This is a genomic window from Cupriavidus sp. HMR-1, from assembly GCF_000319775.1.
In the GTDB taxonomy this organism is placed as follows: Bacteria; Pseudomonadota; Gammaproteobacteria; order Burkholderiales; family Burkholderiaceae; genus Cupriavidus; species Cupriavidus metallidurans.
Window position 1 is genome coordinate 1 of sequence record NZ_ANKP01000030.1, and the last position, 21,246, is coordinate 21,246.

The following is a 21,246-nucleotide window of genomic DNA, read 5'->3' on the forward strand; positions in this document are numbered from 1 at the left end:
CTGTTGCAGCCTGCCGCGGGCCGGCCGGTGCCCGTCACGGCGGCCAGGACCGCGCCGCTGCGTAGCCACTCGGTGGTGTGGTCCTGATCGTCCACGGCCACTTCCATCAATACGGGATGCGCCGCCGCGAACGTGGCGATGGCGGGCGCGGCCCAGGTGGCCAGGCTATCGGCATTCACCGCCACGGGCAACGCCACCCGTGTCACACCCTCGGGCGCCAGCGCCGGCAGCGCCCCCTGAAGCTCCTGCTCAAGCAAACGCACCCGGTCCACATGCTGGCACAGCCGCCGTCCGGTCTCGGTCGCCCGGCAAGGCTGGTCACGCACCACCAGCGCGCAGCCCACGCGCTCTTCCAGCAAGCGGATGCGCTGCGAAATCGCCGATGGCGTCACGTTGAGCGCGCGAGCCGCACGCTCGAAGCTGCCCTCGCGAATCACAGCAGCCAATGCGGAAAGCGCGGCGTAGTCCAGCATCGATTTAGCTCAACTTAATTAGATGAAGGAAAGATAGTTTGTCTTCATCCAGAAAGACAGGCAAGCTCCCTCGGATGATCACCGCCCTCCCCGCCCCATCTCCCGCTTTTTCCGTTTCGCTGCAAGGCATGGCCTTGAGCTTCGGACTGATCGTCGCCATCGGCGCGCAGAATGCCTTCGTCCTGCGCCAAGGGTTGCGACGCGAACACGTGGGCAGCGTGGTGCTGTTCTGCGCAGTGGCGGACGCCTTGTTGATCACGGCAGGCGTCATGGGCATGGCCCAGGCCCTTGGCGAAAGCCCCGGCCTTGCCCGCGCGTTGGCGGCAGCCGGCGCCATCTTCCTGGCGATATATGGGTGGCGGGCCCTGCGGCGCGCCCGGGAATCGCACCAGCTAAGCGCCCGCACCAGCGGCCAGGGCCTCGGCCGAAGCGCCGCGCTGGCTCAGGCGGCAGCCTTCACGCTGCTCAACCCGCACGTCTATCTGGATACGGTGCTGCTGGTCGGCAGCATCGGCGCCCAGCAACCGGCGGCACTACGCGGCTGGTTCGTGGCAGGCGCAAGCTCCGCCAGCGTGGTCTGGTTCGGACTGCTGGGATTCGGCGCCCGCTGGCTGGCGCCGTGGTTCGCCCGCCCCAAAGCCTGGCAGGCGCTGGATGCCCTGGTTGGAGTAACGATGCTGGCGTTGTCGTTGATGCTGGTGTGGCGGGTGGTTGGCAGTTTCTGACTTTGAAGTCAATGTAAGGCTGGCTGTCCAACAGGGGCTACTCCACACAACACAACCCCGCCAACGGGGGAGCTTGCGCCGCACAGGCAGTGCCTCTATCGTCGCGTCACGCGCGCCGTGGCTCCGTCACCGGGAATGCCACTCGAGATGACGCGAAACTTGAATCCGTTTCGGGAAGAACGATGGAGCAATCGCAACGCTGGCGGCGAAGGGCCACCCCTGCCCGCCCGATAGGCGCCTTCTATGTGCGCCAGTTTGGCGCGGCGCTGTTCATGCGCCTGGTTTTGTGGGCCATCTTTGGGGGCCTGGCTGCGCTGATGCTGATCATCATGCGCGGAAACGCCGGCTCCGTTCTGATGAGCATAGTGCTGCTAGGCATCCTGATCCTCTTTGAATGGGGATGGGGACGCCACGCGCCGCTCGGCAAACCATTGCTGACCATCGATGCCAGCGGCATCGGTTCCACGGCATTCCCGCGCAAACGCCGCCATCTGCGCTGGCGAGACATCGCGGGTGCGGCAATACGCGACGTGCGGGGCGCCGGCGAGACCCTTGTCATCGAAACGGTCGAAACGAAGCCCGGCGGCCGGCGGAAAGCGCGTCGCACCTTTCAGGTGCGACTGGCCATGCTGCGCAAGCCGGATCAGCAACTCGTTCAGGCACTGGTGGCGCACCACATGCGCGTGGCCGGCATCGCGCCGTCCGCCGACGTTGTTGCCGAGCGGGCCTTCGTGGCGCAAATGCAGGCGCTGCCCCGTACCTGGGGCCTGTACAGCGTGATCGCGGTGAACGTGCTCGTCTGGCTCATCATGCTTTCGCGCGGCGCCGCGCTAGATGGCGCCGCGCCAAAGATGCTCATTGACTGGGGCGGCAACCTTGGCGCGCTGACGCAGGACGGTCAGTGGTGGCGGCTGCTGACGGCCACCTTCCTTCACGGCAGTCTCAAGCATCTGGCCGCCAATATGGTGGTGCTCTACCTGCTCGGCAAGCACGTAGAGCGATTCTTTGGCACGCGCAGCTTCCTGCTAATCTACGTTGGCGCCGGCTTGCTCGGCAGCGCGTTGAGCCTTTATTTCGCGGCACAGACCTCGGTGTCCGTCGGTGCCTCGGGAGCGGTGTTCGGCATCGGCGGCGCGCTGCTTGTCGCGGCACTGCTGCATCGCCGCGAACTGCCGCAGAACATTCGCAATCGACTCGTCAGCGATGCCGTGATCATGATCGGCTACTCGCTCGCACAGGGCTTCCTGTCGACGCGCGTGGATAACGCCGCGCATGTGGGTGGCTTGATCGGCGGCGTGCTGCTGGCGTTGTGCCTGCCCGTACGGCTGTCTCCGGAGACTTACCGAAAAAAACTGCGGCGTGGCACGCTGATGGCCACCATGACGGCCATTGTTGCGGTGGTCGGTGTGGCCGCGTTCGCGCCGCCCGCACCGCTGACCCTGCGAGCCCAGTTGGCCGGTTCCCGACAATTCGAAGTGGCCGCCGATCGCTTCATGACCGCGCTTCGGGCGACGCAAGACGATGTCGAGGCCATGAAGGCCGGCAAGATGCCCGAGCGCGAGGTCGACGCGCGCACCCGAACCCTCCACGCGCCCGCCTTCGAGCAGGCGCTGTCTGGTCTGGTGCGCGTCACGCTGCCGCCCGGCGATTCGCGCGCGCCCTTGCTGCAGGACATGACCCTGCTGGCGGATGCCATGCACGAGTACCTGCGCATGGATTCCGTCTGGGACGCCAGCGCCAACAGACACGTCCCCGCCGATGCCGCGCGTGGCGACGCATTGAATGCCGATATCGAGCGGCTGACGCAACGGATCAACACGCGCCTGGCGGAGAAGCGCAAGAAATAGGCATTCACTAGGCAGTCATTGGGCAGTCATCGCGCGACGCCAGGCGGGCCGGACTCGTACTGTAAAGTACGGCCTATCTCCGATCCGCCTGGGCCCACGCCACTCCCTATGAACACCAACACCCCCCAAGTGGAGGCCACGCCTCCGCTGCGTCTCACCAGTTTTTCCCACGGGGGCGGTTGCGGCTGCAAGATCGCGCCTGGCGTCCTGTCCCAGATCCTGCGCTCCAGCGCCGCGTTGCCGGTCCCCAAGGAACTGCTGGTCGGGATCGAAACGTCCGACGATGCCGCGGTCTATCAGCTCAACGAAACGCAGGCGCTGATCGCCACCACCGATTTTTTCATGCCGATCGTCGACGATCCGTTCGACTTCGGCCGCATTGCCGCCACCAACGCCATCAGCGACATCTATGCGATGGGCGGACGTCCGATCATGGCGCTCGCACTGGTCGCGATGCCGGTCAACCAGTTGCCGCTCGAAGTGATCGGCCGGGTGATGGAGGGCGGCCAGAGCGTTTGCCAGGCAGCTGGCATTCCCATCGCCGGTGGCCATACGATCGACTCGGTCGAACCCATCTATGGCCTGGTGGTGATGGGGCTGGCGCATCCGAAGAAGATCCGACGCAACCGCGACGCACGCGCCGGTGACGTGCTGGTGCTCGGCAAGCCGCTCGGCGTAGGCGTGATGTCCGCCGCGCTGAAGAAGGAAAAGCTCGATGATGCCGGATACGCGCGGCTGATCGACACCACCACAAAGTTGAATACGCCCGGCATCGCCCTGGCCGAACTCGACGATGTCCATGCGATCACCGATGTCACCGGCTTCGGCATCGCGGGCCATACGCTGGAACTTGCACGCGGCGCGGGCTTGCGCGCGGTGCTGGAATGGCCTCGCATTCCCTTGCTGCCGAATGTGATGTCACTGGCGGAACAGGGCTTCATCACCGGCGCATCGCGCCGCAACTGGGAAGGCTATGGCAGCGAAGTCGAACTTACCGCTGGCCTGCCCGAGCTTGCCCAACCGCTGATCACCGACCCTCAGACCAGTGGCGGCCTGCTGATCAGTTGCACGCCTGGCGCCGTGGACAAGGTGCTGGCCGTCTTCCGCGAGCAGGGCTTCACGGAAGCCACCGTGGTGGGCCGCATGGAAACCGGTGAACCCGGGCTGACGGTCACCCCATGAAACCTGTCGTAAGAGTCGAAGACCGCCATGCGTTCGATACGATCATCGACGCCCGCTCACCGGCGGAGTTCGAGATCGACCATATTCCCGGCGCCATCAACTGTCCGGTTCTCGATAACGAAGAGCGCCGCATCGTCGGCACGCTGTACAAGCAGGTCGGCGCATTCGAGGCACGGCGTGTCGGTGGTGCCATGGTGGCAGCCAACCTCGCCCGCCATTTGCGCGAGCAGTTCGCCGATCGTCCGTCTGGCTGGCGGCCGCTGGTGTATTGCTGGCGCGGCGGGCTGCGCAGCGGCTCGATGACGACGTGGATGCGCATGGTGGGCTGGGATGCCCAACAGCTTGCCGGCGGCTACAAGGCCTGGCGCCGCCACGTCATCGACGTGCTCGACTCGCAGGCCGCGCGCCTGCCGCTAGTCGTGATCTGCGGCGCCACGGGCAGCGGCAAGACACGCGTGCTTCATGCGCTGGCTGCGCAAGGCGAACAGGTGCTCGATCTCGAAGGGCTGGCCCGGCACAAGGGATCGCTGCTCGGCGCATTGCCCGATGTCGCCCAGCCTTCGCAGACCGCGTTCGAGACCGCGCTGGCGGATGTGATCGAGCGCGTCGATCTGGCCCGGCCGCTTTATGTGGAAGGTGAAGGCGCGCGCATTGGCAAGCTCAATCTGCCGGTGCCGCTGGTTGCCCACATGCGCGACAGCGCCTGTGTGGAGATCGACGCATCGCCAGAAACGCGACTCGCGTTCCTGCTGCATGACTATGCATATCTTGGCGATCGGCCCGCCTGGCTTGCCGAGCAGCTTGGGCGACTGAAGGAACTGCACGGCAAGACCATCATCGCCGCGTGGCAGGAGATGGCGACCACAGGAAACCTGCGCCAGCTGTTCGGCGAACTCGCGACCGAGCACTACGACCCCTCCTACGCGCGCTCGCAACGCAAGCATTTCCACAAATGGGAAGCACGGCGCGTGGTGCACGCGGACAGCCTCTCCGCGCAGGGCATCGAGTCGTTGGCCACGTCGATCGTGCAAACGGTCGCGGAGCAGCAACCCGCCTGAGTCCGGTCGCTACGCGTCTCATACGGACGGGTAGCGACGACATGCGGAATTCGCGCTTAGTGACGCGGGCGGGATTGGTTACTCTGAACGGCCCAGAGCAACCCTCGCCGATAGGCGCAGAAGCCCGTACCGTGACTACAGAAGCTGCACTTCAAATCGTCGCACCTGCAGGTGCGACAAAATCGAACCACCCGCATCCCGCGCCGGCCGGCAACGCACTACCGCCGGCCGCGGATGTCGCCATCCTGCGTCAGCGCGCGCAAGCGCTACTGCCCCGGATTGCCGAAGGCGCGGCTATCCGCGAGCTCCGGCGCGAACTGCCCTACGCATTCGCGCGAGAGGTCGCCGACGCCGGCCTGCTCACGTTCCGCATTCCCAAGGTCTACGGCGGGCCGGGCGGCACGTTGCGCGATGCCATCCGCTTCGTAATGGAACTCGCGACCGTGGACTCCAATCTCGCACAGGCGCTGCGTCCCAACTTCGGTCTGGTGGAGGGTCTGCTGGCCGCGCACGACAACGAAGCCGATCGCAAACGCTGGTTCGGCCGTCTGCTGGCCGGGCATATCTTCGGCAACGGCGGCGTGGAGCGCGGCGGCAAGCAGGGCGCCATCCAGGCCACCATCGTGCGCCATGGCGACCACTACCTCGTCAATGGCACCAAGTACTACAGCACCGGTGGGCTCTATGCGGACTGGGTCAGCTCGATCGCGCTGGACGAAGCCGGCAAGGAAACGCACTTCACCGTGCCGCGCGAGCGCGCGGGCATGGACCTGGTAGACGACTTCGATACGATCGGTCAGCGGCTGACGGCCAGCGGTACCACGCGCTTCACGAACATGCGTGTGGAGGCGGACGAGGTGCGCGGCAGTTTCCTGCCGCGTGATCGCCGCAACCCGGTTTCGCCGGTATTCCAGCTATTCCTTGCCGCCACCGAGGCGGGCATCGCACGCAACGCGCTCAACGATGCGGTCTGGTTCGCGCGCAACAAGGCCCGCCCGATCAAGCACAGCTCGGCAGAGCGCTCGGTGGATGATCCCTACGTGCAGGAGACCATTGGCCAGATCTCTGCCGAGGTCTTTGCCGCCGAAGCCGCGACACTACGTGCCGCCGATACCATCGACGCTGCCTGGGCCGACAACCTGAGCAACGCATCACTGACGCAGGCATCGATCGACGTTGCCCAGGCGCAGTACTTCACCGTTGCAGCCGCGCTCAAGGCTTCGGAGCTGGCCCTTGATGTTGGCGGTGCTTCCTCGTGCGACCGCCAGTACAACCTGGACCGTCACTGGCGCAACGCCAGGACCGTGGCGAATCACAATCCCCGCCAATGGAAGGCAGCGGCAGTAGGCGCCTGGCTGCTCAAGGATGAGCCGCCGCCCACGACCGGCCTGTTCTGATCTTTTCCGATCGCGCATGGAAGTCCCCACGTTTTCACGTGGGGACTGCGCATTGCCCGCTATCTGCGATGGTCGAACTGACGGGCCAGCCGCTCTCCGCTGAACTGCACCAGCGTGACCAGCACCACCAGCATCACGATCACGTTGAACATCACCGCGGTTTCATACCGTTCGTAGCCATAGCGGATGGCAAGGTCGCCCAGCCCGCCCGCCCCAACTGCGCCCGCCATCGCGGATGCGCCGATCATCGCGATCACGGTCACGGTGGCACCGCCGATCAATGCAGGTAGAGCCTCGGGCAGCAGCACGTGGCGCACGATATGCCAGCGGCGGCACCCCATGGCCCGCGCGGCCTCGACCAGCCCGGAATCGGTCTCGTTGAGGGCCACCTGTGAAACGCGGGCGAAGAACGGAATCAGGTGGGCGCTCAATGGCACCACCGCGGCCCAGATGCCCATCGTGGTACCGACGATCATCCGCGTGACCGGAAGCATCGCCACCAGCAGGATGATGAACGGCACGGACCGGAACATGTTCACCAGCACGGACAGCGTGCGATGCACGCGTGGTCGTGGCGCCAGGCCCGCGGGCGCGGTGACCGTCAGAACGAGCGCCAGCGCGAGGCCGGTGACGAACACCACCGCGCACGCGCTGGTCGTCATGATCAGGGTCTCGCCCAGCGCCTTCAGGTACTTCTCAGCCATTGGCAACACGATCGACAATCTCCGGAGAATGAGCCTGCGCTTGCAGGCGTTTGCGCAGCGGACGCAGCAGCGCGAGGGTGGCGTCGGCCTTCGGTTCGCTGAAGACACGCCAGACCGGGCCATGCTCCATCACATGGCCGTGATCGAGTACCAGCACGCGATCGCACGCTTCGTCGATCACCGCCATATCGTGGGTGATCAGCACAATGGTCAGTCCGAATTGCCGGTTGATGTCGCGCAGCAGCGCCAGGATCTGTTCCGTGGTTTCGGGGTCCAGCGCCGACGTGGCCTCGTCGCACAGCAGGATCTCCGGCCGGTGCACCAGCGCGCGGGCGATGCCAACGCGTTGCTTCTGTCCACCGGAGAGCATCGCCGGGTAGGCATTCGCCTTCTCCGCCAGCCCTACCAGCGCCAGCAGCTCGTTGACGCGCGACGCTGTCTCCGCTCGCCCCACCCCCGCTACACGCAGCGGCAATGCGACATTCTCGAAGACGGTCTTGGCCGACATCAGATTGAAATGCTGGAAGATCATGCCGATGCGCCGACGTAACGCGACCAGTCCATTCTCGTCCAGCCTGCCGATATCGACGCCGTCGACGCGCACATGTCCCTCGTCAGGGCGCTCGAGCATGTTTATCGTGCGCAGCAGCGTCGACTTGCCCGCGCCGCTGCGTCCGATGATGCCAAAGCGCTCGCCACGCCCGATCGAGAATGACACGTCCGCCAGCGCGGGCGTCGCCGCGCCAGGATAGATCTTGCCAACCTGCTCGAACACGATATGGGGATCGCGCGCGTGCAACTGGGATACGGTGTGCATTGCCAGTCTCCCTCGTCAGAATGCCGGGATGATCGATCCCTGATACTTGGTCAGGATGAACTTGCGCACGGCCTCGGACTGATATGACTTCACGAGCGTTGCGACCCACGGCGCGTTCCTGTCCTTCTCGCGCACCGCGATCACATTGACGTAGGGATTGTTCTCGCGCTTTTCGACGGCAATGCCGTCGCGCGAGGAAATCAGCCCGGCCTGGTACGCGAACGTATTGATGATGGCTGCGGCATCGAGATCAGGCAGCGCGCGCGGCAGTACCACCGAGGCGCTTTCAACGAGATCGAGCTTGCGCGGGTTGGCCGTGATGTCCGCCAGCGATGCCGTGCCTGTGGACGGATCGAAGCCGTCCTTGAGCTTGATGAGACCGTGATCACGCAGGATGACCAGCGCGCGGGTCTGGTTGCTCGGGTCGTTCGGAATGCCGATGCGCGCGCCGTTCGGCAGCGCTTCCAGCGACTTGACCTTGCGCGAGTAGAAGGCGATCGGCGAGATCAGCGTGGTGCCGACGTTGACGATCTTGTAGCCGCGCTGGCGGATCTGGTCACGCAGGAACGGGATGTGCTGGAACGAATTGGCATCGAGGTCGCCATTGTTCAGCGCTTCGTTCGGACTGGCGGTGCCCGTGATGATCACGGGCTCCACCTTCAGGCCGTTCTTCGCGGCCTCGCGCGTGACAACCTCCCAGATCTCTTCATCGACCCCGCCGCGCACGCCCACCTTGAGGGGCTTGCCCGTCGTCTGCGCGTGGACGGTGCCGATGGAAAATGCCGACAGCGCGATGGCCAGGGCTGCCAGGGAAGCAAGTGCGGAGCGTCGTTTCATGGAGCAAGGTGCGGAAGTATTGGGAAGCACCAGTCTATGAAGGCCGCTGCCGCGGGTCCAAGAAGGAATACGAGGTAGCAAATGCAAAGTACGGCGACGATGTACCGTGAGCCGTGCCGCTACGCCGCTACGCCGCGGCCTGCTCGCGCGTGCGGCCTGCGGGTCGTGCCAGCCCCATGTGGTCTCGCAGGGTGCGTCCCGTATATTCCGTGCGGAACAGCCCGCGCCGTTGAAGAATCGGCACCACACCGTCAACGAAATCCTCGACGCCACCGGGCAGCACGTCGGGCATCAGATTGAACCCGTCGGCGGCCCCATGACGGAACCAGTGCTCGATATCGTCGGCGATCTGCTCCGGCGTGCCAACGATGACGCGGTGACCACCACCGCCCGCCAGCTCGCGTATCAGCGCACGCACGGTCAAACCCTCGCGCTGCGCCAGCGCGAGGGTGGCGCGGAAGAAGGTGTGATTGCCGTTTGCAGGCAGTTGCAGACCGTCCGGCAATGGCGCATCAAGCGATAGACGATCCACCGCAATGCCCAGCGTGCCCGCCAGCCGGTTCAGGCTGTAGTCCCACGGGATCAGGTCGATCAGATCATCGCGCCGGCGGCGTGCCTGCGCCTCGGTAGCGCCAATGATCGTGGTCAGCCCCGGCAGGATCTTGACGGCGCCGGGCCCACGCCCCAGTGCCTCGGCACGCTGATTGATGTCTCGACGGTAGGCCAGCGATTCCTCGAAGGACTGCGAGGCAGAGAACACCGCCTCGGCATGGCGCGCGGCCAGTTCGCGCCCGTCCGGCGATCCGCCGGCCTGGAACAGCACCGGATACCCTTGCGGCGTGCGCGGCAGGTTCAGCGGCCCATGGACGTTGAAGTACTGGCCGTGGTGGGCAATGGGCTGCAGCTTGTCGGTATCGACGAAGAGCCCCGTCGCCCGGTCGCCGACGAAAGCGTCGTCCTCCCAGCTATCCCAGAGCGCCTTGACGACGTTCGTGAACTCGTCCGCGCGACCATAGCGCTGCGCATGATCCGGCGGCGCGGCGCGGCCAAAGTTGCGGGCGGAACCGGCATCGGCCGTGGTCACCACATTCCAGCCCGCGCGCCCACCGCTGACATGGTCAAGCGTGGCAAAGCGGCGGGCGATGTTGTAGGGCTCGTTGTAGCTCGTGGATGCGGTCGCCACCAGCCCGATATGCGTGGTGGCCGCCGCGACGCACGCCAGCAGCACGGTCGGCTCCAGCGCAGTGATTGGGCGAAAGTTGATCTGGTCAGCGATCGACGCGTTATCGGCCAGGAAAATCGCATCGAACTTGCCGGCCTCGGCCACCTGGGCAAGACGGATGTAGTGCTGGACATCGACGAATGCGCGCGGATCGCTTTCCGGCAGGCGCCACGCGGACGGCACAAAGCCGGCGTGCAGCGCATTGAGATTCAGGTGGAGTTGGCGGGGTGCCTCGGGAGTGGTCATGGTTGCGGTCTGCTGACGGGCATTCCGGCGCCTCGCGCCAGCCCGATGGGTGGATACCTTGGCGTGACAGCATAGGGATGCGTGCCGGAGGAAGGAACGAACGAAAGCCAATATCGTTATGCCCTCCGGCCCGGAACATCCCTGCGGCATCTTCCCGCCTCATCCTCGTTATTTCTCTCTTGACAGAAATAACTGAACGAATAGAATGCAACGCATGGAACTGAAACCGATCGCCGAACGCTTCGTGCTGCACTGGGGGGAAATGGGCTCGCGCTGGGGCGTCAATCGCACCGTCGCGCAGGTTCACGCCCTGCTCTATCTGGCCGCGCGCCCCATGGACGCCGAGGAAATCACGGATACCCTGGGCGTGGCCCGCTCCAACGTGAGCAACAGCCTCAAGGAGTTGCAGTCCTGGCACCTCGTCAAGGTGGTGCATATCAAGGGCGAGCGTCGCGACTTCTTCGAGACGTCGACCGACATCTGGGAACTGTTCAAGCTCATCGTGGCCGGCCGCCGGCAGCGCGAGATCGATCCGACGGCCGTTGCGCTGCAGGAATGCCTCGACAACCCGGCGATCGGCGAAGAAGACGCTGGAACGCGCGAGCGTATCGAGGAAACCCTGAAGTTCATCGAAACCATGAGCACGCTGGCCGATGAAATGCTGCGGCTGAAGCCGGAGACGCTGATGAAGACACTGGGCTTGACGGCGAAGATCAGCAACGCGGTACGCAAACGTAGCTGAGGCTCCCACCGGAAACGGGCATCGACCCGTTTCTTTTTTACCCGATTATTTCTGTCTTTACTGAAATAACTGTATGAACAGCGAAAAGAAGGAAACGGCGGGGATGGCGGATCGCAGGCGGCTCAGAGTTCTGGTGTGCGGTGCATCGGGCCTGATTGGCGCTGTGCTGTGCAAGCGCCTGGAAGCGCAAGGGCATGAGGTGATTCGCGGTCTGCGCAGGCCGACATCGGCCCGTGACGTCGCCATGGATTTCAGGACCGATACCACCATCGAGCAATGGCTTCCGCGCGTGCAGGGTATGCACGTCGTCATCAATGCCGTCGGCATCATCGTCGAAACCGGCACGAATCGCTTCGACGCCGTCCGTCACCTGGCGCCGGCAGCCTTGTTCCGCGCCTGCGCGAAGGCCGGAGTGGGCCGCGTCATCCAGATCTCGGCGCTTGGCGCGGATCGCGGCGACACGCCCTACTTTCACAGCAAGCGCGCGGCGGACGACGTGCTGCGTGCTTTGCCCGTGCAGTGGCAGGTCCTCTATCCATCGCTCGTGTACGCCCAGGACGGCAACTCCGCCGCGATGTTTCGTACCCTGGCGAGTCTTCCGGTGATACCGGTGCCAGAACTTGGCGAGGCCAGGTTTCAACCGGTTCATATCGACGATCTCGTGGATACCGTCGTCACTGCCATCGCTCCGGCTATTCCCCCGGGCCAGTGCATTGAGGTCGTCGGCGCAAGCCGCATGTCATATCGGGCGATGCTGGACACCTATCGCCAGAGAATGCAGCTGCCAGCGCCGATGTGGGCGACCATTCCCGCCCCGTGCATGACGATGGCCGCGTATGTGGCGCGTTGCGTGCCGGGGTCGAAGCTGACCCCCGACACGTGGCGAATGCTCCGGCGCGGGTGTCATGGCGATGCCGCGCCGCTGACGCGCCTGCTCGGGCATCGGCCACGCGCCATTGGCACTTTCATCGCACCCGGTGAAGCCGAATTCCTGCGCCATCGCGCCGTTGGCGCATGGCGTATGCCGATGCTGCGGATCGTGATGGCCCTTGTCTGGCTGGCCACGGCACTGGTCACGCTGTTCGCCTACCCGCTTGCCGACAGCCTGGCACTGCTCGGCGCAGTCGGATTGCATGGCACGCCCGCCATCGTGACGCTATACGCCGCGGTCTTCGTAGATGCGGCGATGGCCGTCGGATGCCTGCGCTATCCGTCACGCCGGCTATGGGCGCTTCAGGCTGCGCTTGTAGCCGGCTACTCGCTGATCATCGCCGTCGCGTTGCCGGAGTTTCTCTGGCATCCGTTCGGGCCGGTGCTCAAGAACCTGCCGATTCTCGCCATTCTCTTCATCCTCTACGCGGAGCAGGAATCATGGAATACCTCGCCATCAAGGTGATTCACATCATCTCGTCCGTCGTGCTGGTCGGCACCGGTTTCGGGACGGCCTTCTACCTGTTCTTCGCCAACCGCTCGGGCTCGACCGAAGCCATCGCCGTGGTCTCGCGTCTCGTGGTGCGGGCGGACTGGTGGTTCACCACGCCTGCGGTCATCGTCCAGCCCTTGTCCGGCGCCTACATGCTCCATCTGGCCGGATATCCGCTGAACGCGCTATGGATCGTGGCATCCGCCGCGCTCTATCTGTTCGCGGGCGCCTGCTGGCTTCCGGTGGTGTGGTACCAGATCCGCATGTCCCGGACGGCAATGGCCGCGCACGAACGTGGCACGCCACTGCCGGCGTCCTATTGGCGCGATGCGCGCCGCTGGGAATACCTCGGCTATCCGGCATTCGCCGCGACGGTGGCCGTGTTCGCGCTGATGGTGTTCAAGCCGATGTGAGCGGTTGGTATGCGCGGATGCGTTGAACGACAAATGGAGGGCGACCAGATGAACGCGCTGGTTCTTTACTTCGATGGCAAATGCCCGTTCTGCGCCGCCGAGATGCAGCGCCTGAGCGCATGGGACACACAACACCGGCTGGCTTTCGTCGATATCGCGCAAGAGGGTTTCGATTGCTCGCCGCTGAACGTGGATCTCGCCGCACTGAACCGCGAGCTGCATGGCCGCACGCCCGATGGCCGCCTGCTCGTCGGCATCGACTGCATGATCGCGGCCTACACGCTGGCGGGACATGGCTGGCTGGTGTTGCCGTTGCGGGTACCTGGGCTGCGTCGTGTAATGGCGAGCCTGTACCGCGCCTTCGCAAGCAATCGCTACACGCTTTCACGCTGGCTGGGCTACGGCACCGCAACGGCCTGTGACGGCGATGCCTGTGGCACTGGCAATCCGTTCCTCAGCGGCAAGGGACCAACCGATGCGGCTGAGGACCGTCCCTCTCGGCGAGATACCCGCCAATTTGCGGTTCGTTGGATGTACGCCGCTGCCATCGCGCATCTGCTTGTCGGCGCCGCCATGCCGTGGGCGGCAGACGCAACGCTCTTTGATACGTACCACCGCATCGTCGAGCAATCGTTCTGGTCGGGCGCGGCGCCCGCGCATGCCAGAGCGCAGCAGGTCTGGTGGATCGCGCTGTTTGGCGCCACCCTGCAATGCTCGGCGATATGGATGCTGGCGCTGGTGCATCTGGGCAACCGAACGCGACACCGGATGGCATGGGGGTGGTTGCTGGTCGGCCTGCTGGTCTGGGCGCCGCAAGACTTGTTGATCTCGCTGCAGGCGCACGTCTGGCCGCATGTGGTGGTCGACGCGGTGGCACTGCTCTCGATGCTTCCACCATTACTCTATTTGTGGCGAAAGGACGCAGCATGAACACCACCTTGCCGGCCCTGGACTGGGCCATCAATCTCCTGATCGTGCAGGCGCTGATGGGCGCCTTCGACACGCTCTACCACCACGAGCTGACGCAAGGCCTGCCACACAGCCCCCGCGCGCGGCGAGAGCTGTCCATCCACGCCATCCGCGCCGTGCTGTACGGCGTGCTGTTTGCGTCGATGGCCAATCTCAAGTTCTTTGGCGCCTGGACATTCGCCATCGCCGGCCTCGTGGCGGTGGAAATATGGCTGACGCTCTGGGATTTCGTCGTGGAGGATCGAAGCCGCAAGCTCCCGGCCACCGAGCGCGTGCTTCACACGCTGCTGGCCATCAATGGCGGCGCGCTGTTTGGCTTGTACGCGATTCAGCTTGTCGAGTGGTTCCAGGCACCCACGGGACTGGCAATCACAAACTTCGGCTGGCGCGGCTGGCTGTTGAGTCTCGCCGCCGCAGGGGTGACAGTGTCTGGCATTCGCGATGGACTCGCCGCGAGACGCATGAGTCGTCGCGGCGAGTCCATCAATCCCTTCGCCGGACAATCGCACCTGAGCATTCTGGTGACGGGCGGCACCGGATTCATCGGTGAGACGCTCGTAACCCAACTCCTCGATGCCGGCCATACCGTCACGCTGCTGGCACGCGACCCATTGCGCGCTGCATATCAGTTCGCCGGCCGCGCCCGCAGCGTGACGTCCCTCGATCCATTGCACGCACAGGAACGGTTCGACGCGGTAATCAATCTGGCCGGCGCCCCAGTACTGGGGCCGCGCTGGAGCCCGCGGCGGCGTGCGCAGTTGCTGGCCAGCCGCGTCGGTGTCACGCAAGCGCTCGCGCGCTGGGCCAGTCATGCCACGCACAAACCTGCCATCTGGATCCAGGCATCCGCTATCGGCTTCTACGGCGCACGCGATGCCGATCAACTGCTGGACGAGCACAGCGCGCCCGGGGGTGGCTTTATGTCCGAGCTATGTCGGAGATGGGAAGAATCCGCCGAGCCGGTGCGCGACTACGGCCTCCGCATGGTCGTGCTGCGGCTCGGCGTGGTCTTCGGCCCCGGCGGCGCCCTCCCATCGATGATGCTGCCGCACTACTTCGGCATGGGCGGGCGACTGGGAGACGGCAGCCAGGTGATGAGCTGGATTCATCGCGAGGATCTGCTGCGTATCCTCGCGCGGGCGTTGTCGGACCCGGGCATGAGCGGCGTCTACAACGCGACCGCGCCGGGCTGCCTGACGCAAGCAGCGTTCGCTCGTACTGTCGGCAAGGTGCTTCGCCGGCCCGTGTGGTTCCATCTGCCCGCGGCGCCACTTCGGTGGGCAGCGGGCGAGATGAGTGAATTGCTACTTGCAGGTCAGCGGGTGATCCCGGCACGGCTGCAACGGGAGGGCTTCGCGTTTCGCTTTCCTGCCGCCGAATCGGCACTGCGCGATCTGACCGGGGATTGAGCTTCGCTCCGGCACTAGCTTCGGTATTAGCTTCGGCCCGCCCGTGCCGCCTCGATCGTGGCGATGTCGATCTTGCCCATGGTCATCATGGCATCGAACGCCCGTTTGGCCGCCGCGCGATCGGGGTCCGTGATTGCAGCCAGGAGCGTGCGCGGCGTGATCTGCCAGCACAATCCCCACCGGTCCTTGCACCAGCCACACGCGCTTTCCTGGCCACCGTTGCTGACGATTGCGTTCCAAAGCCGGTCGGTCTCAGCCTGATCGTCAGTGGCGATCTGAAACGAGAACGCCTCGCTGTGCTTGAAATGCGGGCCGCCATTGAGACCGACACAGGGAATGCCCGCCACGGTGAACTCCACCGTCAGGACATCGCCCTGCTTGCCATCGGGATAGTCGCCAGGTGCGCGGAATACGGCGCCGACGGCGCTGTCGGGGAAGGTCTTGGCATAGAAAGTCGCGGCGTCAAGCGCATCGCCGTCGTACCACAGACAGATCGTGTTCTTGCTGGACATCTCGTACCTCCTGAAACGTCAGGCACCGGCGTCCACAAGCCCGGTGCCGTTCTCGGGAAACGACAATGTCTCACAGTATGAGGACCGACGCAGGTATTGATGACACCACCGCGCACGAATGGAGAAGTCAGCCAGTTCGCGGCTTTGGCTGCTATCTTGTAGGGAGTGCCTTGCCCAGATCCAACTGATCAACCGGAGATTCCCCATGGATGCCCCGTTTCACCAGTTCTCCGAACTCTTCGCCCAGCTCGGATTGCCATCGGACGAGAGCGATATCCGCGCATTCATTGCGAAGCATTCGCCGCTTCCGCAGAACGTCGAACTTTGGGACGCTGCATTCTGGACTCCCGCCCAGGCATCGCTGCTGCGCGACGAGATCGCCGAAGATGCAGACTGGGCGGAAACGGTGGACCAGTTGAACCTGGCGCTACGCGCCCCCGCTTAGCTAGCTTTAGCAAGCTGGATCGACACCCCGGCACTCGACACCGGGGGCAGGGACAAGAGGCGAGCCATGACATCGCATGGAACAGACACCGTCTTCGCAGGCTCCGTTCCGGAGTTGTACGACACGCTGATGGTCCCGTTGATCTTCGAACCATACGCGGCGGACCTCGCCGCGCGTGCTGCTGCACTTGCGCCGACACACGTGCTCGAAGTTGCTGCGGGAACTGGCGCGCTGACACGGCGGCTGGCAAGTGCCCTGCCCGACGGCACGTCGATCGTGGCCACCGACCTCAACCGACCGATGCTGGATCGCGCCGCCGCCATCGGCACCTCGCGGCCGTTGACGTGGCAGCAGGCCGACGCCATGCAGCTACCCTTCCCCGACGCAAGTTTCGATCTGGTGATCTGCCAGTTCGGGGCGATGTTCTTTCCCGAGAAGCACAAGGCTTTCGCCGAAGCGCGCCGTGTGCTGAAACCCGGGGGCGTGCTGCTCTTCAACGTGTGGGATCGCATCGAGGAAAACGCGTTCGCGCATACGGTAACGCAAACGCTGACCGGCATATTTCCGGACAAGCCGCCTGTGTTTCTCGCGCGCACGCCTCATGGTTATCACGACCCGGCGGTCGTGGCGGCCGATCTGAGACTCGGCGGCTTTTCCGAAGCCTCCACATGCGCGACCGTCGCCGCCGAAAGCCGTGCCGTGGACGCCAACACGCCTGCCATCGCCTTCTGCCAGGGAACGCCGCTACGCGGCGAACTGGAGGCATTCGGACCCGATGCGCTGGTGAATGCCACGCTCGCCTGCGCAGAGGCGTTGACGAGGGAGTTCGGTCCCGGTCCGGTCAGCGGAAAGATTCAGGCGCACGTGTTCAGCGCCAGGGCTTGATCGTCATGCGTTGACGGCTCGGGCTGCTAGTGCAGATGCCGCAGCTTGTCCGGATTGCGCACCACATAGATCGCCGCGATCTTGCCGTCCTCGATCTCTAGCGCCGTCGTCTGCAGTTCGCCGTCGGACTCGCGCGTGACGATGCCCGGTAACCCGTTGATGAAAGCCGCGCGGATAAAGGTCGAGCCATTCTTCAGGAAGTATTTCGACAGTTGTTCATGCACACGCATCACCTCGTCGAAGCCAAACACCGGATGGCCAATCGCGGGGCGCTGGCCGCCACCGTCCGCATGCAGGCTCACATCGGCCGCCAGCATCGTGCTGAGCGTACCCATGTCTCCGCTGCGTGAGGCGTCGAAGAATGCCCTTGCGAGTGCCAGGCCCCGCTCCTTCTCGACCTGAAAACGCGGGCGGGATTCCCTCACATTGGCCCGCGCCCGCGCCGCGAGCTGCCGGCACGCGGCCGGCTCGCGCTGGATCGTCGCGGCCACTTCATCGAACGCGAGGCCAAACACGTCGTGCAACAGGAACGCCGCGCGCTCGAGAGGCGACAGGCGTTCGAGCGCCAGCATCAGCGGCAGCGTGACGTCGTCCTGCTCCTCTTCCTCGACGACCGGGTCGGGCAGCCATGGACCGATGTAGGTTTCGCGCCGGTGACGCGCCGACTTCAGCTCATCGAGGCACATCCGCATCACCATGCCCCGCAGGAACGCCTCGGGCACGCGCACCTCGGCGCGCTCGGCGTTCATCCAGCGGATGAACGCTTCCTGCACCACGTCCTCCGCATCCGCGACCGAACCGAGCATCCGGTACGCGACGCGGATCAGCTTGGGCCGCAGCGGCTCGAAGCTCGCCGCGGCTTCCGATAAGCCGGCGTCCGCCACCATCACGCGGCTGCCTTGGCCACGGCCTTGGCAGCCGCCGGATCGACCCAGAGGCCAAATCCGACCGCGAGCCGGTTCCAGCCGTTGATCACGTTGATCATGAGCGTAAGCTTCACCTGCTCCTCCTCGGTAAAGTGTTCCCTGAGCGTCGCGCTGGCACGGTCGAACGTGTGCCCTTCGGACAACCGGGTCATGGCTTCGGTCCAGCCCAGTGCCGCGCGCTCGCGATCGGTATAGCAAGGCGCCTCTCGCCAGGCAGACAGCAGATAGAGGCGCTGTTCCGTCTCCCCGCGTTCGCGTGCCTGGGTCGTGTGCATGTTAATGCAGTTTGCGCATCCGTTGATCTGCGACGCGCGGACTTCAACCAGCGACACCAGGCTCGGCTCGAGGCCCCCGGCTATGGCAATGGATGTGCCCATCCAGGACTTCATCTGGACGGGAGCGGCGGCGAATGGGTCGAGTCTTGCAGTCATGGTTTCATCTCCTTGTGTGGGTGACGATGACATGACGAACGAGCCCCCTTGCTTGTGACATCGAAGCGGAAAATATTTGTGAGCGAGGCCGAAAAGTGCGCCTTGCTACAATCGAACGCCCACCTCCCCCTCCCCCACAATACGACCGGCATGAAGATCCTGATTACCGGCGCAGCAGGCTCAGGCACGTCGACCCTGGCCAACGCCATCGCCGAAGCGACCCAGACGCACGCCCTCGAAACGGATGACTACTTCTGGCGCCCCACCAACCCGCCGTATCAGGTGAAATTCGAACCCGAGGAACGCTGTGCCCGGCTGCTGAAGGATCTGCGCGCGCGCCCCGAAACCGTCGTGGCGGGGGCGGTGATGGCGTGGGGGGAAGCGCTGGAACACGCCTTCGACCTGGTGGTCTTTCTGTACGTACCGACGCCGATCCGCCTCGCGCGGCTCAAGCTGCGCGAAGAACGCCGCTTCGGCAAGGCTGATCCGGAATTTCTCGAGTGGGCTGCCCAATACGATGCAGGCACCGCCGAAGGCCGTAGCCTCGAAAAGCATCGGCAGTGGCTGCAGAATCTGCGTTGTCCGGTACTGTATCTGGAGGGGGATGGGACCGTCGAAGCCAGGCTGCAGAGCGTGCTGGCGGCCCGGAACGCGATCATCGAGGGCGCCGGACCCAAATAGATCCGGCGCCCTCCGCACGCTCAAGGCGCAGCCACCCCCTGAACCTTCGCGGTGTAAGGCGTATAGAAGCTCGATCCCGCCCATGCCGCCGTCGCGACGTTGTACAGCGGACCGCCGCTGACGTAGTTCGCGCCGTCATGCCAGTCACCGGAACCCTTGTACATGGCCACCGCCGGATACGGATAGACCGGGCGCGACGCCGTGACATTGCTGGACGTGTCGGTCTGGTACGTCATGACGCTGCTGGGCCCCGTGCCCTGCTCCACCCAGGCCGTGATCCGCGATACCAGGTCGATGTTCGGATTGCCCTCCCCACCGCCGCAATGGCCCACGCCAGGCACCAGGTACAGCCGCGCGAATGCATCCACGGCCGACGTGCCCATCGTGTTCTGCATGGCTTCGTAGTAAGCGATCGTGAACAGCGGCGAGATATGCTGGTCCGCCCAGCCATGCCACAGGATCAGCTTGCCGCCCGCATTCTGGAAGGCCGACAGATCAGGATTGGTGGCATCGTTGAGTGGATGATTGGCAGCCAGGTAGTCGGTATAGAAGTTGCCATCGTGATAGCCGAACGTGTTGATGTTCGGCATGGTCGGCGAGCCCGTGAAGATCAGGTTGTAGGCACCCGTCACGATCATGTTGCTGAACAGGCTGGTTACCGGCGCCGGCGCATCGGTCGAGTTCGAATTCGGCACCTCCACGCCGATCCAGTTTGCCTCGGACCCGAATTGCGGCGAGCCCGCGAGCATCCGCTTGCCGGTGGTAGTGTCCGTCGGGCCGCTGTAGATCCGGCTTGCCGTGGTGACTTCGGCCGCCGTCAGGCAATTGCTGGTGTCCGTCGCGCCAGCGGCGCACTGGATCGAAACCGGATTGAAGTTGCACGTACGCGGATCTGCGAGCAGGCCGTCCGGCGCGCCGCTGGTTCCACCACAGGCCGCGACCACGGCCTTGTGCAGTACCTTTGCCTTGTCCGCATACAGCACGACGTTGCCGGTGTTATCGCCGGTCGTGCTGTTCGACACCACACTCCAGCCGTGATACAGCGAGTTCTGCGTCTGGAAATGGGCTGCCGGGGCGCCAGCGACGATCCCGTTGTAGTCGTTGGGATAGCGCTGCGCGGCCATCAGCGCTTCGCGTCCGCCATCCGAGCAGCCCACGAAGTACGAGTACTTCTGCGCCTGCCCATAGTAGGACTTGATCAGCTTCTTCGCCGCGAGCGTCGTGATGTGCTGGCCGCGATAGGCAAAGTCAGCCTGCTTCTGCGTATCCGATGACCACGTCGCATCCGAACCGGTATGTCCCATATCGGTCGCTGCCGTGACGAACCCGCCCTGCTGCACCAGCGGGCAGTTGTAGCTGAAGCTGAACGAGCTTTGCTTGGTCGGATCGCTCACGTTGCCGCACAAGCCGCCGCATCCGAGTTCGGCGAACCGTTGCGTCCAGGTACTGACCGGAAGCGCCACTGCGAAAGTGTTCGACGGCGCCAGCGTTCCCTTCACCGTGCAGAGCTGCACGTTGGCACCGTTGATGGTGGTGGTGGTGATCGTCGCCGACGCGATCTTGCTGCCGGCACCGCCGATGTCCGTGATGTCGACCGAGGCCAGTTGCGAGCAGTCGATGACCGGCGCGACAACCTGCAGCGTGGTGGCCGTGGTGGTGGAGCCGGTGCTCGTCGAGGTGGACCCCGAGGACGTGCTGGTGGTGGCACTGGAACTGCCATCGCCACCGCAACCGGCGAGACTGACAGCCGCCACGCAGATGGTGAACGACGTGAGGAATGAAGTGGCGCCCAAATAGGCGTGCGCAAACAGCCCGGAACGATGCCGAGAGCTCATGGATATCTCCTGGAACGGTCTTCTCTAGTGAATTGGAATGGAAGAGCCTTTGCCCCTCCTCAACGTC

The 21,246-nt window shown here is 64.6% G+C and carries 21 protein-coding genes and 1 pseudogene; 13 read left to right on the plus strand and 9 right to left on the minus strand.

Going from position 1 to position 21,246, the window contains the following annotated elements; translation table 11 throughout:
- The coding region (locus tag D769_RS03985) for an ArgP/LysG family DNA-binding transcriptional regulator (RefSeq protein WP_008642327.1) at positions 1-473 on the minus strand (473 nt) is incomplete at its 3' end.
- A gap of 74 nt (positions 474-547) precedes the next feature.
- Here D769_RS03985 and D769_RS03990 point away from each other — a divergent pair.
- The 5 genes from D769_RS03990 (at position 548) to D769_RS04010 (ending at position 6,682) form a co-directional block, all read left to right on the plus strand.
- The gene (locus D769_RS03990) at positions 548-1,198 is read left to right on the plus strand and encodes a LysE/ArgO family amino acid transporter (protein ID WP_008642328.1); all 651 of its coding nucleotides are present in this window, start codon (positions 548-550) and stop codon (positions 1,196-1,198) included.
- Between the two features lie 182 nt (positions 1,199-1,380).
- The gene (locus tag D769_RS03995; protein ID WP_081596765.1) at positions 1,381-3,045 is read left to right on the plus strand and encodes a rhomboid family intramembrane serine protease; all 1,665 of its coding nucleotides are present in this window, start codon (positions 1,381-1,383) and stop codon (positions 3,043-3,045) included.
- A 108-nt stretch (positions 3,046-3,153) separates the two neighbouring features.
- Positions 3,154-4,227 carry a selenide, water dikinase SelD gene (selD, locus tag D769_RS04000; protein ID WP_008642330.1) on the plus strand — a complete coding sequence of 358 codons (1,074 nt, stop codon included), beginning with the start codon at positions 3,154-3,156 and terminating at the stop codon, positions 4,225-4,227.
- Positions 4,224-5,285, plus strand: a complete 1,062-nt coding sequence (gene mnmH / locus D769_RS04005; protein ID WP_008642331.1) for a tRNA 2-selenouridine(34) synthase MnmH — start codon at positions 4,224-4,226, stop codon at positions 5,283-5,285. Before selD ends, mnmH begins: the two co-directional genes overlap by 4 nt.
- A gap of 131 nt (positions 5,286-5,416) precedes the next feature.
- Positions 5,417-6,682, plus strand: a complete 1,266-nt coding sequence (locus D769_RS04010) for an acyl-CoA dehydrogenase family protein (protein WP_008642332.1) — start codon at positions 5,417-5,419, stop codon at positions 6,680-6,682.
- 59 nt (positions 6,683-6,741) lie between these two features.
- Here the strand turns inward: D769_RS04010 and D769_RS04015 are convergent, their stop codons facing one another.
- The 4 genes and pseudogenes from D769_RS04015 to D769_RS04030 form a co-directional block, all read right to left on the minus strand.
- Positions 6,742-7,398 (minus strand): methionine ABC transporter permease, encoded by a 657-nt coding sequence (locus D769_RS04015; RefSeq protein WP_035884536.1) that lies wholly within the window; start codon positions 7,396-7,398, stop codon positions 6,742-6,744.
- 40 nt (positions 7,399-7,438) lie between these two features.
- Positions 7,439-8,203: pseudogene (locus D769_RS04020) on the minus strand (methionine ABC transporter ATP-binding protein); the annotation flags it as partial.
- Between the two features lie 15 nt (positions 8,204-8,218).
- Positions 8,219-9,040 (minus strand): MetQ/NlpA family lipoprotein, encoded by an 822-nt coding sequence (locus tag D769_RS04025; protein ID WP_008642345.1) that lies wholly within the window; start codon positions 9,038-9,040, stop codon positions 8,219-8,221.
- A 127-nt stretch (positions 9,041-9,167) separates the two neighbouring features.
- A complete protein-coding gene (locus D769_RS04030) occupies positions 9,168-10,508 on the minus strand; it encodes an LLM class flavin-dependent oxidoreductase (protein WP_008642347.1) in 1,341 nt (446 codons plus the stop codon).
- Between the two features lie 214 nt (positions 10,509-10,722).
- On the opposite strand from D769_RS04030, the gene D769_RS04035 reads away from it, so the two are divergent.
- The 5 genes from D769_RS04035 to D769_RS04055 all read left to right on the plus strand — a co-directional run bounded on the left by D769_RS04035 (position 10,723) and on the right by D769_RS04055 (position 15,464).
- Entirely contained in the window at positions 10,723-11,250 is a 528-nt protein-coding gene (locus D769_RS04035) for a MarR family transcriptional regulator (protein ID WP_008642349.1), read from the plus strand.
- Positions 11,251-11,323: 73 nt separating this feature from the next.
- The gene (locus tag D769_RS04040) at positions 11,324-12,646 is read left to right on the plus strand and encodes an SDR family oxidoreductase (protein ID WP_008642350.1); all 1,323 of its coding nucleotides are present in this window, start codon (positions 11,324-11,326) and stop codon (positions 12,644-12,646) included.
- A complete protein-coding gene (locus tag D769_RS04045; protein WP_085959050.1) occupies positions 12,619-13,086 on the plus strand; it encodes a DUF2269 domain-containing protein in 468 nt (155 codons plus the stop codon). The genes D769_RS04040 and D769_RS04045 overlap by 28 nt, the downstream gene beginning before the upstream one ends.
- A 48-nt stretch (positions 13,087-13,134) precedes the next feature.
- Positions 13,135-14,016, plus strand: a complete 882-nt coding sequence (locus D769_RS04050; protein ID WP_040010876.1) for a DUF393 domain-containing protein — start codon at positions 13,135-13,137, stop codon at positions 14,014-14,016.
- Complete coding sequence (locus D769_RS04055) at positions 14,013-15,464, plus strand: TIGR01777 family oxidoreductase (RefSeq protein ID WP_008642353.1); 1,452 nt, start codon at positions 14,013-14,015, stop codon at positions 15,462-15,464. The genes D769_RS04050 and D769_RS04055 overlap by 4 nt, the downstream gene beginning before the upstream one ends.
- A gap of 26 nt (positions 15,465-15,490) precedes the next feature.
- Here D769_RS04055 and D769_RS04060 read toward each other — a convergent pair whose 3' ends face one another.
- A complete protein-coding gene (locus D769_RS04060) occupies positions 15,491-15,976 on the minus strand; it encodes a VOC family protein (protein WP_008642354.1) in 486 nt (161 codons plus the stop codon).
- A gap of 205 nt (positions 15,977-16,181) precedes the next feature.
- Between D769_RS04060 and D769_RS04065 the strand changes: the two genes are divergently transcribed.
- A complete protein-coding gene (locus tag D769_RS04065; protein WP_008642355.1) occupies positions 16,182-16,421 on the plus strand; it encodes a DUF2789 domain-containing protein in 240 nt (79 codons plus the stop codon).
- Positions 16,422-16,487: 66 nt separating this feature from the next.
- Positions 16,488-17,306 (plus strand): class I SAM-dependent methyltransferase, encoded by an 819-nt coding sequence (locus tag D769_RS04070; protein WP_008642356.1) that lies wholly within the window; start codon positions 16,488-16,490, stop codon positions 17,304-17,306.
- Between the two features lie 26 nt (positions 17,307-17,332).
- On the opposite strand, the gene D769_RS04075 is transcribed toward D769_RS04070, so the two are convergent.
- Both D769_RS04075 and D769_RS04080 read right to left on the minus strand, forming a co-directional pair.
- Positions 17,333-18,193, minus strand: coding sequence for a sigma-70 family RNA polymerase sigma factor (locus D769_RS04075; protein ID WP_008642357.1), 861 nt, complete (start codon positions 18,191-18,193; stop codon positions 17,333-17,335).
- Positions 18,193-18,663, minus strand: coding sequence for a carboxymuconolactone decarboxylase family protein (locus tag D769_RS04080; RefSeq protein WP_008642358.1), 471 nt, complete (start codon positions 18,661-18,663; stop codon positions 18,193-18,195). The genes D769_RS04075 and D769_RS04080 overlap by 1 nt, the downstream gene beginning before the upstream one ends.
- Positions 18,664-18,813: 150 nt before the next feature.
- Between D769_RS04080 and D769_RS04085 the strand changes: the two genes are divergently transcribed.
- Positions 18,814-19,344 carry an AAA family ATPase gene (locus tag D769_RS04085; protein WP_008642359.1) on the plus strand — a complete coding sequence of 177 codons (531 nt, stop codon included), beginning with the start codon at positions 18,814-18,816 and terminating at the stop codon, positions 19,342-19,344.
- Positions 19,345-19,364: 20 nt separating this feature from the next.
- Here D769_RS04085 and D769_RS04090 read toward each other — a convergent pair whose 3' ends face one another.
- Positions 19,365-21,179: a tannase/feruloyl esterase family alpha/beta hydrolase gene (locus tag D769_RS04090; RefSeq protein ID WP_008642360.1), complete on the minus strand. Its 1,815-nt coding sequence runs from the start codon at positions 21,177-21,179 to the stop codon at positions 19,365-19,367.
- Positions 21,180-21,246: the final 67 nt, after the last annotated feature.